The sequence below is a fragment of the Streptomyces sp. NPDC050211 genome (assembly GCF_040656035.1).
GTDB lineage: Bacteria > Actinomycetota > Actinomycetes > Streptomycetales > Streptomycetaceae > Streptomyces.
This window is the reverse complement of sequence record NZ_JBFALC010000069.1, coordinates 33,636-47,760: the sequence shown is the minus strand read 5'-3', so window position 1 is coordinate 47,760 and position 14,125 is coordinate 33,636. Positions and strand designations below refer to the sequence as shown.

At 72.5% G+C, this 14,125-nt stretch carries 7 protein-coding genes; 5 read left to right on the top strand and 2 right to left on the bottom strand.

Features of this window, described 5'->3' with window-relative positions:
- Positions 1-92: 92 nt before the first annotated feature.
- Complete coding sequence (locus tag AB0I98_RS41375; RefSeq protein WP_362950947.1) at positions 93-1,355, bottom strand: serine/threonine-protein kinase; 1,263 nt, start codon at positions 1,353-1,355, stop codon at positions 93-95.
- Positions 1,356-1,481: 126 nt separating this feature from the next.
- The gene (locus AB0I98_RS41370) at positions 1,482-3,170 is read right to left on the bottom strand and encodes a serine/threonine-protein kinase (protein WP_362950945.1); all 1,689 of its coding nucleotides are present in this window, start codon (positions 3,168-3,170) and stop codon (positions 1,482-1,484) included.
- A 392-nt stretch (positions 3,171-3,562) separates the two neighbouring features.
- On the opposite strand from AB0I98_RS41370, the gene AB0I98_RS41365 reads away from it, so the two are divergent.
- The 5 genes from AB0I98_RS41365 to AB0I98_RS41345 all read left to right on the top strand — a co-directional run bounded on the left by AB0I98_RS41365 (position 3,563) and on the right by AB0I98_RS41345 (position 14,084).
- The gene (locus AB0I98_RS41365) at positions 3,563-7,762 is read left to right on the top strand and encodes an FHA domain-containing protein (RefSeq protein WP_362950953.1); all 4,200 of its coding nucleotides are present in this window, start codon (positions 3,563-3,565) and stop codon (positions 7,760-7,762) included.
- Positions 7,763-7,996: 234 nt separating this feature from the next.
- Complete coding sequence (locus AB0I98_RS41360; RefSeq protein ID WP_362950943.1) at positions 7,997-9,373, top strand: ABC transporter substrate-binding protein; 1,377 nt, start codon at positions 7,997-7,999, stop codon at positions 9,371-9,373.
- Positions 9,374-9,377: 4 nt separating this feature from the next.
- On the top strand, positions 9,378-10,721 hold the full coding sequence (locus AB0I98_RS41355; RefSeq protein ID WP_362950941.1) for a sugar ABC transporter permease: 1,344 nt from the start codon (positions 9,378-9,380) through the stop codon (positions 10,719-10,721).
- Complete coding sequence (locus tag AB0I98_RS41350) at positions 10,718-11,626, top strand: carbohydrate ABC transporter permease (RefSeq protein ID WP_362950939.1); 909 nt, start codon at positions 10,718-10,720, stop codon at positions 11,624-11,626. The genes AB0I98_RS41355 and AB0I98_RS41350 overlap by 4 nt, the downstream gene beginning before the upstream one ends.
- A gap of 178 nt (positions 11,627-11,804) precedes the next feature.
- Positions 11,805-14,084, top strand: a complete 2,280-nt coding sequence (locus tag AB0I98_RS41345) for a bifunctional glycosyltransferase family 2 protein/CDP-glycerol:glycerophosphate glycerophosphotransferase (protein ID WP_362950937.1) — start codon at positions 11,805-11,807, stop codon at positions 14,082-14,084.
- Positions 14,085-14,125 lie beyond the last annotated feature (41 nt).

Sequence of the window (14,125 nt, the reverse complement as noted above, 5' to 3'; positions counted from 1 at the left end):
GAGGGGTCCAGGGGGCGGAGCCCTCTGGCGGGGTCGAAGGGGCGGAGCCCCTTCAGGATGGGACGGGTAGGGGCGGCGGGGGCGAAAAACACTCAGGGCGAGGTCGGTGCCGAGTTGTTCGTGTCCTGGGGGGTCGCCCCCGCATCGTCCCCCGACGTCGCCAGCCACGTCCCCACCCCCGCAGCCACCACCAACACCACCGCAGCCACCCCCACCGCCACCCTCCGCCGCCGAGTAACGGCCCGATGCCGCGCGGACCCCGGCCGAGGCGCCCCCACGGCACGAGGCACCCGCGCCGTCCCCCGAGCACCCCCGGCCAGCTCATCCGGCCCCGGCACCCTCATCGACGTATGCGTGTCCCGATTGGAGTCGGCCGGCTTCGCCCCCGGCACCAGCGGCACCGCCCCCCGCCGCCGCACCCGCTCCCCCCGCTCGGCGCCCGCCGCCCCCGTCCCGACGGCCTCCTCCGCTTCCTCCGCCGCCTCGGCCTCCGCATCCGCATCCGGCTCGTCCACATCCAGCGGCGGCATCCCCGCCATCAGAGGCAACAGCTCCCGCAGCCGCACCCCCATCTCGGACGCCCGCAGCCGCGAGGCCGGCGCCTTGGCGAGGCACTGGACGAGCAACTGCCACAGTTCGTCGGGGATGCCGGGGAGAGGGACCACCGTCTCCGTGACGTGGCGCCGAAGCACCGCCCCGGGATGCCCACCCCCGAAGGGCGTGAAGCCGGCCAGCAGCTCGTACAAGACAGTCGCCAGCGCGTAGATGTCGACCGACGCCCGCGGCGGCAGCCCCTCGACGATCTCCGGCGCGAGATAGTCCGGCGTACCGATGATCTTCGTCGCCCGGGTCCGCCGCGGCGAGTCGATGAGTTTCGCCACACCGAAGTCGGTCAGCAGCGCCCGGTGCGAACTCCCGGGCCCGAGCGGACCCTGCATGTCGAGCAGCACATTCTCCGGCTTGACGTCCCGGTGCACGACCCCGGCGGCATGCGCGGCAGCCAGCCCGTCCGCGACGTCCGCGACGATCGCGACGGCCGCCTCGGGGGCCAGCCGCCGGTCGCGGTCCAGCCGGGTGCGCAGATCGGTGCCTCGTACGAGATCCATGACGAGCGCGAGATCGTTTCCGTCGACCACCAGGTCACGCACGGACACGACGTTCGGGTGCTCGAGGCCCAGCAGTGCCGTGCGCTCCTGCACGAAGCGTCCGACGAGCTCCTGGTCGGACGCGAGATCTTCGCGCAGCAGCTTGATGGCGACGGGCCCTTCCGGCCCCTCGCCCAGCCACACCGTGCCGGCGCTGCCCCGCCCCAGGATCTGGTGGGCGGTGTACCGGCTGCCGATCTTCCGTGCCAAGGCTGCTCCTACAGACGCGTGTTAGTCGCTAAAACTACGCGTCCGACGAGCCAACCTTCACCGCGGAGGCGGAAATCACCCGCCAGGTGTCGACAAATCACCAACCCCGCCACCACAAAGGCGACCTCAGCTGGAGCCGGAACTCCCGCCGCCCAGGTCCTCGACCCACCCGGAGACCGTGCTGAACATCTCGCCGATCTGGTCCAAGTAGCTCCTGCCCGTGCCGATCCACTCCTGAAGCGGGCTCAGCTCCCAGACCAGCCACCCCGCGACGAACAGGATGACGATCGTGAACAGGCACCCCTTCAGACAGCCGAGACCGGGGATCTTCATCGGGTTGGCGCTGCGCTGCCGCGGCTGCCGGGGCTCGCGCTGAGGCTGCTGCGGCGGCGCATACCGCTGAGGCTGCTGGGGCTGCGGCGGGGCGTACTGCTGCGGCTGTTGCTGCGGCGGATAGCCGTAACCCTGCTGCGGCTGCTGCTGCCGCCGCTGCTGTCGGCGCGGCGGCTGCTGCTGCTGAGGTTGCGGCGGCGGCTGCTGCGGCCGGGCGACCTGCCGCTGGGGCCGGCGGCGCAGCGGGTCCTGGTTGGGGTCGAGGTGCTGGACCTGCGTCTGCTCGTTGCGGTCGCGGGCGGCCCGCATCTGGTTCTGCCAGGGGTGCGGGTCGTCGGGCCGTCCCGGCTGCTGGCCCGGCTGTCCCTGCGGCACCGGCGGCATGACGGCGGTCGGGTCGGCCGCGCCGCGGTTCGGCAGTACGGCGGTGGGGTCGGCGGCGCCGGCCGGGCCGCTGGTGTGCGGCATGACGCTGGTCGCGGCGTTCGGGTCGTAGTTCCCGGCGCCGTGCGGCAGCACCTGCGTGGGGTCGGCGGAACCGGGGATGCCCGATCCGGGTACGGTCGCGGGCGCCGGGTCGGGTGCGAGGAGCGCGCCGACGTTCTCGGCGGCGGCGATCTGCGCGGAGTTCGCGTGCACTCCGATGCCCTCGGCGACGACACGCAGGCCGCGGGCGAGGTTCTCGGCGCTGGGCCGCTCGTCCGGGTTCTTGCGCATACAGCGCTCGATGACCGTCCACAGCGCGTCGGGGACGGTGGAGGGGCGGCGCGGTTCGGCGCTCAGATGCTGGTGCAGGACTTCGAGCGCCGAGCTGCCGGCGAACGGCGGACGGCCGGTGACCAGCTCGTACAGCAGGATTCCGGCGCCGTAGATGTCGACGGCGGAGGTCTGCGGGCGGCCCTCGGCGGACTCGGGCGCGACATACGCGGGCGTGCCGACGAACTCCTGGGTGCGGGTCAGGCCCGGGGAGTCGGCGAGGCGCGCGATGCCGAAGTCGGTCAGCATCGGGTGCATCTGGCCGCCCTGCTGGGCGAGCAGGACGTTGGCCGGCTTCAGGTCGCGGTGGACGACGCCGTCGGCGTGGCTGGCGGCGAGCGCGTCGGCGATCTGCGCGGTGAGCAGGGCGGCGCCGACGGGTGTGAGGGGGCCGCTCTCGCGCAGGTAGCGATGGAGGTCGGGGCCGTCGATCAGATCCATGACCAAGGCCAGCAGATCGCCCTCGACGACCAGGTCACGGACCCGGACGATGTTCGGGTGGGTGAGCCGGAGCAGGACGGACCGCTCTCTCAGGAAGCGCATCACGATGTCGGGATCGCTCGCGAGCTCTTCCTTGAGGACCTTGATCGCGACGGTCTCGCCGGGCTGGCCTGCCACGGCCGCCTCGGCGCCCGCGGTCTCCCGCTGACGGGCTCGCCAGACGGTGCCCGTGGCGCCGCGTCCGAGCGGCTCCTCGAGCAGGTACTTGCTGCCTACCGGCCGCACGTCATGTGCTCCCTGCTGCTTGCCTGCGTTTCCGACCCACTGTAGTGCCGCCGCGCCTGGCACCGGGCTGCCGTCTTCCTGTGCTCGCTCAGTTCCGCTTTCCGTTCCGTTTACGTACGCCTTCCCGAACCTGTTCGAAGGAAAGACGCTCGACCCGGTCCACCGGTTGCCGGACCCGGACGTGACCGATCTCAATCCGCTCCCGAACGATCAACGGTGGGGTATTGGTCAGGCACTTTTGCGGGCAGAGCCGACCAATCAAGATCACTTGGCATCGGGCGGGGGGCGCGTTGTCAGTGGCAGGTGCGAGGATGCCTTCAGTACTGGCCGACGTGCTCGTGTGGGGTGGGGCAGCCCGCGCCGCGCCCGTGCAGAAGGGACCGCTGACGGCGATGCAGATCCGGCTGACCGTCGTAGACCCCCTGGGGGCGCCCGCGCCCGGCCGTGCCGCGAGCTGCGACGTACTGGTCACGGCCCCCGCGGGCACGGCACTGTCCGCGGTCGCGTCGGCACTCGCCTCCGCGGTCTCCGGCAGCGACGGCCCGGCCGTGCTGTTCGCCGGCGCGGAGCGGCTCGACGACCGGCGCTCCACGCTGGGCGAGCCCCCGCTGATCGACGGCGCCGTGCTGTCCCTGGGCGCCCCGGCCGAGCCCGAACCGCACCCCGAGGTCGACGACGCCCCGACCCGTTTGGACATCGTCGCGGGCCCGGATGCGGGCGGCGTCCACCTCCTCCATGGCGGCCAGATCCACATCGGCCGCTCCGCCGATGCCGACGTCGCGCTGGACGACCCGGACGTCTCCCGCCTCCACTGCGCGGTCACCGTCGCCACCAGCGGCCGCGTCACGGTCGCCGACCTCGGCTCCACCAACGGCACGACGCTGGACGGCACCCCCGTGACCACCCGCCCGGTCCGCTTCACCCCGGGCGCCCTGCTCCGCATCGGCGAGTCCGCCCTCCGCCTCGCCCCGGCCGGCGGCCCAGGCCCACGCCTGCCGACGGCACCCGACGGCGAAGGACACGTCCGGGTGCCCGCCGAGGACACCGAGGACCCACGCGCGGCAGGGACCACGTCTCACGCGTACGGGACGGGGGCTTGGGCGGCACAGGGGCAGAGCCGACAGAGCACCGGTGAAGCGGCGGTGGTACCGGAGCAGGGCGGGGCACCGCACATCGAACGCCGGGGGACGGCGACGGCCGCGGACGCGGACAGGGACACGGCAGGTGGCTCGGCTTCGTGGGGGCGCGCGGGTGGGGGCAGCACGGACACCCATGGCGGCCGGTTCGGAGCGGGCGGACCGGGCGTGACGTCCGGCGGGGCGTCGACGGATGGTGGTGGCTTCGGGGCTGCGAGGGGCGGTGGGCGCGGGGGTGGCGCTCACGTTGCGGCGGCTGGGAGCAGCGGGCGCGACGATGATGCATACGGTGCGGCGGTCGGTGGCGGGCACGACAGCGGCTCCTTCCGTACGGCAGCGGGTGGCGGACCCGCCGACGCGGTCTCCGGCACCACAGCTCACGGCTCGCAACCGGACCGGGGTTCTGGTGCGGGGGCCATGGGCGGGCTCGGCGACATGGATTCCGGGGCGGGGGGCGGGGGCGTTCTCGGCGGTACCGCTTCCGGGGCGGGGGCCGGGGGCATTCTCGGAGGCACCGCTTCCGGTGCGGCGGCGAGCGGCGACACGTTCGGCGGCTCCCGCTCTGGTGCGGCGGGGCGCTCGCCGGGCGGCCCCGATCCCCGTACGACGACCGGCGGCAGCCACAGCGACGCGGGCTCCGGCGGGACGGCCGGACGCTCACTCGGCGACACCGCCTCCCGCACGGCGGGCGGGCGTTCGCCGGGCGGCCCCGATCCTCGTGCGGAGGCCAGCGGCATGCACAGCGACGCGGGTCCCGGCGCGACGGCCGGACGCTCACTCGGCGGCCCCGATGGCCATCCGTCGGCCGACGGCGTTGGGCGGGGCGGCGTCGGTGGGGCGGTGCATGACCGGCTCGGTGACCGGGTCTCCGATGCGGAGGCGTCGGCCCACCCTGCTGACGGGAGGAGCCGGCGGAAAGGGACTCCCCTCCGGGGGACCGATGTGCCGCAGGGCGTGCGGAGGCGCGGAGGGCTGACGGCGTGGGCGCGGCGGCTGGCCGGGGGTCGCGCCGAGCAGGCGGCGGCCGGGCGCGGGGCGTACGACGCGGACGTGGCCGATGTGGTGGCGGAGCCCTTGGTGCCAGTCCCTCAGTTGCCGGAGACCTGGCCGGACCCGGCGGCGCTGCTGCTGACGGCGCTGGGCCCCGGCCCCCGGCTGTGGGAGCGCGGCCCGGGTCACCCGGAGGCGCTCACCGTGCGGCTGGGCACGGCAGACCGGGCGGCACCCGACGGCTCCGGCCTGCTGCCCGCCGTACCCGTCACCACCGATCTGCGTGAGGTCGGGGCGCTGGGGCTGGCCGGCCCGCGCGCGCGGCTCGCCGGGCTGGCCCGCGCGGTCGTGGCCCAGCTCACCGCGCTGCACTCCCCGTCCACCCTGGAAGTCGTCCTGATCAGCGCGGACCGCTCCCGCCCGCTTCCGGAGCGCACCGCCGAGTGGTCCTGGCTCGGCTGGCTCCCTCACCTCCGCCCGGGCCACGGCCAGGACTGCCGACTCCTCCTCGCCTACGACCGCGAACAGGCCACCGCCCGCATGGACGAACTCCTCCGCCGCATGGAGGACCACCTGGCGGAGCTGCGAAGCGGCCCGGCGGCCACGGCCCACGGCCTCGCCTCCGCCCGGACAGCAGGCGGGCCGACGCCCCCGACCGCAGTGGGAACCACCACGGCCGCCGACCCGGGCAAGTCCGCCTCCGGCACCGGCCTGACGCACCCTGACAACCCCACCCCCACAGCCTCCTACGACACCCCCGCGGCCCACCCTGACCACGCGGACCACGCCCCCGACTCCACCACCCCCCAGGAGCCGATCCGCGGCGCAGTCCACCGCCCCTCCTGGGCCGCGGCGGACGACGAAGCCGTACGCGAACGCGCCAAGGGCGGATACCCGGGGCCGTACACCGTGGTCGTGGTGGACGGGGACCCCGGTGGCGCCGATGTGCGGGAGGCGGTGGCGCGGCTGGCGTCGGAGGGGCCGCGGGTCGGCATCCATGTGGTGTGCCTGGCCGAGACGGCGCCTGCCTCGCCCGCGTCGCCGGTGACGGAGACGTATGAGGCGGCGTGCGCGGCATCCCCGGCGTTCCGGGAGTGCGGTGCCGTGGCGCTGCTCAGTGGTGATGTGGCGACGGCGCTGCGGCTGTTGCGGGTCGCGGGGGCGGGCGCCACGCGGCCCGGCCCTGTCGGACACGGCACGGTCGCCGCGGTGGACGCCGTCTCGCTCGCCTGGGCGGAGCGGTTCGCGCGGGCTCTGGCACCGCTCAGGACGGACGGTGCCGGGGGTGAGCGGCAGGGCAGGGTGTCGGCGCCGTTGCCCCAGGCGGCCCGGCTGCTGGACGAGTTGGGGCTGGCCCGGGCCACTCCGGCGTCGCTGATGGCGCGGTGGGCGGACGCGGCCGACGACGCGGAGGCGCTCGGCGGGCGGGCGCTGGCCGTGCTCGGGGCCGGGCCGCGCGGGCCGGTGTACGCGGACCTCGTCGCCGAGGGACCGCATCTGCTGATCGAGGGACCGCACGGCAGCGGACGTACGGAGCTGCTGCGGGCCGTGGTCGCGTCGCTGGCCGCCGCCGAGCGGCCGGACCGGCTGAGCGTCGTGCTGATCGACGGCCGGGACAGCGTGAGCGCGGGCAGCGGTCACGGGGAGGGCTTGCGGGTCTGTACGGACGTACCGCATGTGACCACCCATCTCGCCGCCAACGACCCCGTCCGCATGCGGGAGTTCGCGCAGTCGCTGAGTGCCGAGCTGAAGCGGCGGGCCGAGTTGCTGGGGCGGGCGGACTTCGCCGAGTGGCACAGGGGGCGGGAGGTGTCCGGCCGCATGGTCGCCCAGCGCTCGGCGGGTGCGGGTGCGGGCGTAGGTGTGTCCGGTGCCGGGGATCTCGACGCGCCGCCCAGTTCGACGCTGCGGTTGCGGCCGGGTGCCGCGCGGCAGCGGGCGGAGGCGATATCGCCGTTGCCGCGGCTCGTCGTGGTCGTCGACGACCTGGACGCCCTGGTGTCGCCCGCGCTCGGTTCACCCGGCCGGCCGGCCGCCGGATCCGTGATGCGGGCGCTGGAGGCCGTGGCCCGGGAGGGCGAGCGGTTGGGCGTCCACCTGGTCGCCGCGGCGGGGCTCGGCGGCCGTACGGCCCAGACGGAGCCGGCACAACGGGCGACTCTACGGGTCACCCTCGACCCACCAGCACCGGGACCGGACGAGCCGGCACCGGGGCGCGGGCGCCTGACCTGCGAAGACGGCCGGGTGACACCCTTCCAGGGCGGACGGGTCACGGGCCGTATCCCCCGTACGGCGACCCTGCGCCCGACGGTCATACCCCTGGAGTGGGAACGCATGGGCGACCCTCCAACCCGGCGCCCAGTACGGGAGCTGGGCAACGGCCCGACGGACCTGGCGCTACTGGCAAGCGCACTGGAACGGGCGGCCCGAGAGGTGTCGGCGGTGGCGGTGCCGTCGCTGTTGTAGGGAGAGGGCAACTGGTCCGACCTAAGGGGCGCGGGGAACTGCGCGACCAGCCCCCACGGCGCCGCACCCGTCAGTCCACCGCCCCGCCCTACTCCCACCACTCTTGGTCACGACGCGGTCACGATCACCCACTTGACACCGATCGCGCTCTTGCCGACCCCCACCACCCGGCGTAGACCAGACCGCACGGGACAGCGTTCGGACGTTCGACGAGGAACGAAGAACGGGGCAGTCATGCGCAGCACGCACAGCACCATCCGGAAACACACGGCCGTGAAAGCCGCAGCCACCGTCCTCGCGGGAGCACTCGCGCTCACGCTCACCGCCTGCGGTGGAGACGACGACAACGGAAACGAGCAGACCGGCGGCGGCAAGGAGACGGGCACCACCGTGACCCTCCCCAAGCTGAACGGCGAAAGCCTCGAGGTCGCCGCCGTCTGGAGCGGCGCGGAGCAGGACAACTTCAAGAAGGTTCTCGCGGAGTTCGAGAAGCGCACCGGCGCCAAGGTCTCCTTCGTGCCCGCGCAGGACCCGATCGTCAACTTCCTGGGATCGAAGATCGCGGGAGGCCAGCCGCCGGACATCGCGATGCTCCCGCAGCCCGGCGCGATCAAGCAGGCCGTGGACAAGAAGTGGGCCAAGCCGCTGGGCGCCGAGGCCAAGGCCGAGCTGGCCAAGAACTACTCGCAGGGCTGGCAGGACATCGGCAAGGTCGGCAGCGAGCAGTACGGCGTCTACTACAAGGCCGCCAACAAGTCCCTGATCTGGTACAACGCGCAGGTCTTCGAGAACGCGGGGGCCACGGAACCGAAGACCTGGGACGAGCTGCTCACCACCGCCCAGACGGTCTACGACTCCGGTGTCACTCCGTTCTCCGTCGGCGGCGCCGAGGGCTGGACCCTCACGGACTGGTTCGAGAACATCTACCTCTCCCAGGCGGGCCCGGAGAAGTACGACCAGCTCGCGAAGCACGAGATCAAGTGGACGGACCCGTCCGTGAAGGACGCGCTGACCACGCTGGCCCAGGTCTGGGGCAAGAAGGACTATGTCGCCGGCGGTGCGAAGGGCGCGCTGCAGACGGACTTCCCGGCCTCGGTGACGCAGACCTTCACCGGCGGTGACCAGCCCAAGGCGGGCATGGTCTACGAGGGCGACTTCGCGCAGGTCAACATCGGCACGGCGGGCGCGAAGGTCGGCACGGACGCGAAGGTGTTCCCCTTCCCGGCCGTGGGTGACACCGCACCCGTGGTCTCCGGCGGCGACGCGGCGGTGATCCTCAAGGACTCCAAGGCGGCGCAGGCGCTGGCCACCTTCCTGGCCTCCCCGGACGCGGCGACGATCCAGGCCAAGCTGGGCGGCTACCTCTCGCCGAACAAGAACGTGGACAACTCGGCGTACCCGAACCCGGTGCAGCAGAAGATCGCCAAGGCCCTCGTCGACTCGGGCGACGACTTCCGCTTCGACATGTCCGACCAAGCCCCGCAGGCCTTCGGCGGCACGCCCGGCAAGGGCGAGTGGAAGGCACTGCAGGACTTCCTGACCAACCCGAAGGACGTCGCGGGCACGCAGGCGAAGCTGGAGGCGGACGCGGCGGCCGCCTACGGAGGCTGACGCGATGACGTCGGCCACGGCGGCAGGGGTCCCTCCGACCCCTGCCGCTCCCAAGTCACGCAAGAGCGTGACCGGCACCCGCAAGACCGTGGCAGCGCTGTTCCTGCTGCCCGCGCTTGTGCTGCTGGGCGCGCTCGTGGTCTACCCGATCGGGTACTCGGTCGTCCGCAGTTTCTACGACCAGTCGGGCTCTTTCACCGGCTTCGACAACTACGAGTTCCTGTTCACCGACGACGGCATCCGCACGGCCCTGAAGAACAACGTCATCTGGGTGGTGTTCGCGCCGACGGTCGCCACCGCGCTCGGTCTGATCTTCGCGGTGCTGACCGAACGGGTGCGCTGGGGAACGGCGTTCAAGCTGGTCGTCTTCATGCCGATGGCGATCTCGATGCTGGCGGCCGGCATCATCTTCCGCCTCGTCTACGACCAGGACCCGGAGAAGGGCGTCGCGAACGCGGTGTGGGTGGGCATCCACGACACGTTCGCCGAGTCGTCGGCCTTCCCGAAGGCCCACCCGGGCCGTGAGTCACCCCTCGTGGCGCAGGGCGGCGGCGCCTTCATCACCAAGGCGACGGTCCAGACCGGGGACACGGTCACCCTGCCCCTCGTGGGCGTCGCCCCCGACCAGATGCCCGGCGACGCCAAGCGGGCCGTCGCCCCGCAGGCCGACCCGGGCAGGATCACCGGCACGACCTGGCAGGACTTCACCCGGGGCAAGGGCGTCGGCACGCTCGGCGCACCCGACGCGACCGAACTCGGCTACCCCGGCATGAAGATCGAGGCGGTCAAGGACGGCAAGGTCGTGGAGACGGCGAGGGCCGGCGACGACGGCACGTTCTCCCTCTCGGAGAAGGCCGACGGCGCCCAGCTCCGCCTCCCGGCGAGCAACTTCAAGGAGCCGTACAACGGCCTGGACTGGCTCGGCCCGTCACTGGTCACGCCGTCGATCATCGGGGCGTACATCTGGATGTGGGCCGGTTTCGCGATGGTGCTGATCGCGGCGGGGCTGGCGGGCATCCCACGTGATCTCCTGGAGGCGGCCCGCGTCGACGGCGCGACCGAATGGCAGGTGTTCCGGAAGATCACGGTCCCGCTTCTGGCACCTGTCCTCGCGGTCGTCATCGTCACCCTGATGATCAACGTCCTGAAGATCTTCGACCTGGTCTTCATCATCGCCCCGGGCTCCGCACAGGACGACGCGAACGTCCTGGCGCTGGAGCTGTACCGCAAGGGCTTCTCCGAGGACCAGCCGGGCATCGCCAGCGCGATCTCGGTGTTCCTGCTCCTGCTGGTCATCCCGGTGATGTGGTTCAACATCCGCAGGCTCAGGCGGGAGGTGCGGCGATGACCACGCATGCCGACAGGCTCAGCAAGCCCGAACCGGTCACTCCGGTCAAGGCGAAGCAGTCCCTCGGCTCACGCCTCGCGGAAGGTGTCAGCGGCGGCGCGGTCCGGGTCTTCCTGATCGTCGTCGGCCTGTTCTGGCTGGTCCCGACGATCGGTCTGCTCCTGTCCTCGCTGCGTCCTCCGGAAGAGATGACGATCAGCGGCTGGTGGGACGTCTTCAGCAAGCCGTCCCAGCTCACCTTCGAGAGCTACGACAAGCTGCTGCAGAACAACGACATCACCGAGTCGCTCGTCAACACCCTGCTGATCACGGTCCCGGCGACGCTCCTCGTCGTCGTCATCGGCGCGCTCGCGGGCTACGCGTTCGCGTGGATGGAGTTCCCGGGCCGCGACTGGTGGTTCCTCGGCGTGGTCGGCCTGCTGGTGGTGCCGGTGCAGGTGGCGCTGATCCCGGTCGCCGAACTCTTCGGCAACATCGGCCTGTTCGGCAACATCATGGGCGTGGTCCTCTTCCACACCGGCTTCGGCCTGCCCTTCGCGGTGTTCCTGCTGCGGAACTTCTTCGCGGAGATCCCGAAGGAACTGCTGGAGGCGGCCCGGCTGGACGGTGCGGGTGAACTGCGCCTGTTCGCCCGGGTCGTGCTGCCGCTGGGCGGGCCCGCGATCGCGAGCCTGGGCATCTTCCAGTTCCTGTGGGTGTGGAACGACATGCTGATCGCGCTGGTGTTCTCCGACACCGACAGCCAGCCGATCACGGTCGCCCTGCAGACGCAGATGCGCGCGTTCGCCGACAACGTCGACATCCTGGCGCCGGGCGCGTTCATCTCCATGGTGATCCCGCTGGCCGTGTTCTTCGCGTTCCAGCGGCAGTTCGTGTCCGGGGTGATGGCGGGCGCGGTGAAGTAGCGCGTACGACGGCCTGATTGAAGCCTGATGGAAGGCGTACGACCGGGGCGAGCCGGGCAACCGGCTCGCCCTCCGCCTGCCCGGCTGGGCTCATCCCCCGAATGCCGTACCCGACGTAACCAAGCCACTCCACCGGCCGTTCCCGGGCCAACCGCCCGCGCCGACCCATGGATGTGCCGTGCCCAGGTTCAGTGTCATCGTCCCCGCGTACCGGGTTCAGGCGTATCTCCCCGCGTGCCTGGAGTCGGTGCTCTCCCAGTCGTGTCCGGATCTGGAACTGATCGCCGTGGACGACTGCTCGCCCGACGCCTGTGGTGCGCTCGTCGACGAGTTCGCGGCCCGTGACCCGCGCGTACGGCCGCTGCACCTGCCGGAGAACGGCGGCCCGGGCCGGGCCCGCAACGCCGGGCTGAAGGCGGCGACCGGCGACTACGTCCTGTTCCTGGACGGTGACGACACCCTCGCCCCGGACGCGCTGCGCGCGATCGCCGACCGCCTGAAGGAGACGGGCGAGCCGGACGTGCTGGTGTACGACTACGCGCGTACGTACTGGTCGGGCGAGATGATCCGCAACCAGTCCGCCGAGCCCCTCACCGAACAGGACCCGGCGCCCTTCCGCCTGGCGGACCGGCCGAATCTGCTGAACCTGCGGATGGTGGACTGGAACAAGGCGTACCGCCGGGAGTTCGTCGAGCGCGAGGCCCTCACCTTTCCGCCCGGCCGCTACGAGGACACCCCCTGGACCTACCCGGCCCTCCTGACCGCCGCCTCCCTCGCCACCCTCGACCGGGTCTGCGTGCACTATCGGCAGCGCCGCCGCGGCAGCGTCCACGGCACCACCAGCCGCGGCCACTTCGACGTCTTCGAGCAGTACGACCGTCTCTTCGCGTTCCTCGACGGCCGTCCGGAACTCGCCTGCTGGCGGCCGGTGTTGTTCCACCGGATGGTCGACCAGCTGGTGACGGTGTACACCCGGCGCGACCGTCTCCCGCGCGCCGCCCGCACCGAGTTCCTGCGCAAGTCCCGTGCGTACTACCGCCGTTACCGCACGCCCGGCGCCCCGCTCCCGCCGCGCTCCCGTGCCCGGCACGCACTGATCCGCCTGGGCCTGCATCGCACCTACGGCACGCTCCGCCTCACCTCGGCCCTGTGCCGCAGGGCGGTCCGGCGGTCGGCCCGCATGATCAGATCGGCGCGAGCCCTCGCGCTCCGGCTTCACTACCGCATCCAGCTGCGCCTCCCCCTGCGCAAGGGCCACGCCGTCTTCTCCGCCGACCGAGACCAGGGTCACGGCTGCAACCCGGGCGCCCTGGAAGCCGCGTTCCGCTCCCTCGCCCCGCACATCCGCACGGCATGGATCGCGCGCCCCGAGCACCACCACACCGTCCCACCAGCGACCCGTCGACTCACGCCCGGCACGGCCGCGTACTGGACGGCACTCGCACGCTCCAAGTACGTGGTCACCAACACCGAGTTCGACGCCCTTCCGAACAAGCGCCCCGGCCAGATCGTCGTCCAGACCCTGCGCGGCACCCCCCTCAAACACAGGGGCCTGGACCTCCAGGAGCGCCCGGCGGCGGCCCGCGACACGGACTTCGCCGCACTCCTGCGGCACGTGGACCAGTGGGACTACGTCATCTCCGCCAACCGCCACTCCACACTGACCTGGGAACGCGTCTTCCCGGGCGACTACACGACCCTCGAATACGGCTGCCCCCGCAACGACGTGTTCCAGCACGCCACTTCGGCGGACGTGACCCGGCTGCGCGAGACCCTCGGCATCCCCGCGGAAGCGATCGCGATCCTCTACGCGCCCACCCACCGCGACTACCGCCGCACCCAGCGCACCCCCCTCGACCTGGAGCGCGTCGCAGACCGCCTCGGCTCCCGCTTCGTCGTCCTCGCCCGCGCCCACCCCCGCCACGGCGGCCCTCCCCCAGCCTCCGGCCGGGGGGACCCCCATCTCGCTTCGCTCGCCGCCCCGACCGCCCGCGTCATCGACGTCACCGGCCACCCGAGCGTCGAGTCCCTGTGCCTCGCCTCGGACGCCCTGGTCACCGACTACTCGTCGATCATGTTCGACTACGCGGGCCTGGACCGCCCGATCGTGCTCCACACCGAGGACCGGGAGGCGTACGAGGCGGCCCGCGGCACCTACTTCGACCTGCGGTCCTTCCCGCCCGGCGCGATCGCGGACAGCGAGGACGAGCTGATCGACATCTTCGCCACCGGCCACTGGCGCGGCTCCCGCTCCGCCCAGCTGCGCTCCGCGTTCCGCGAGCGGTTCTGCCCGTACGACGACGGACGCGCCGCCGAGAGGGTCGTACGCCATGTCGTCCTCGGCGAGACGGACACGGCTCTCCCACCGGTCGTACCCCTCACCGAACGCCACCCGGTAGCGTCACTCGCGCCCTCCCCACTGCCGAGGATCCCGCAGCCGGCGCAGGCTCCCCACTGACCCCCTCCTGTCAGCCGCGACTGAACACCGCCCTCACACCA

Bases quoted from the DNA above. Each gene is read 5' to 3' on its own strand.
- AB0I98_RS41365 (WP_362950953.1), top strand. From the start codon at position 3,563: ATGCAGATCCGGCTGACCGTCGTAGACCCCCTGGGGGCGCCCGCGCCC.
- AB0I98_RS41360 (WP_362950943.1), top strand. From the start codon at position 7,997: ATGCGCAGCACGCACAGCACCATCCGGAAACACACGGCCGTGAAAGCC.
- AB0I98_RS41355 (WP_362950941.1), top strand. From the start codon at position 9,378: ATGACGTCGGCCACGGCGGCAGGGGTCCCTCCGACCCCTGCCGCTCCC.
- AB0I98_RS41350 (WP_362950939.1), top strand. From the start codon at position 10,718: ATGACCACGCATGCCGACAGGCTCAGCAAGCCCGAACCGGTCACTCCG.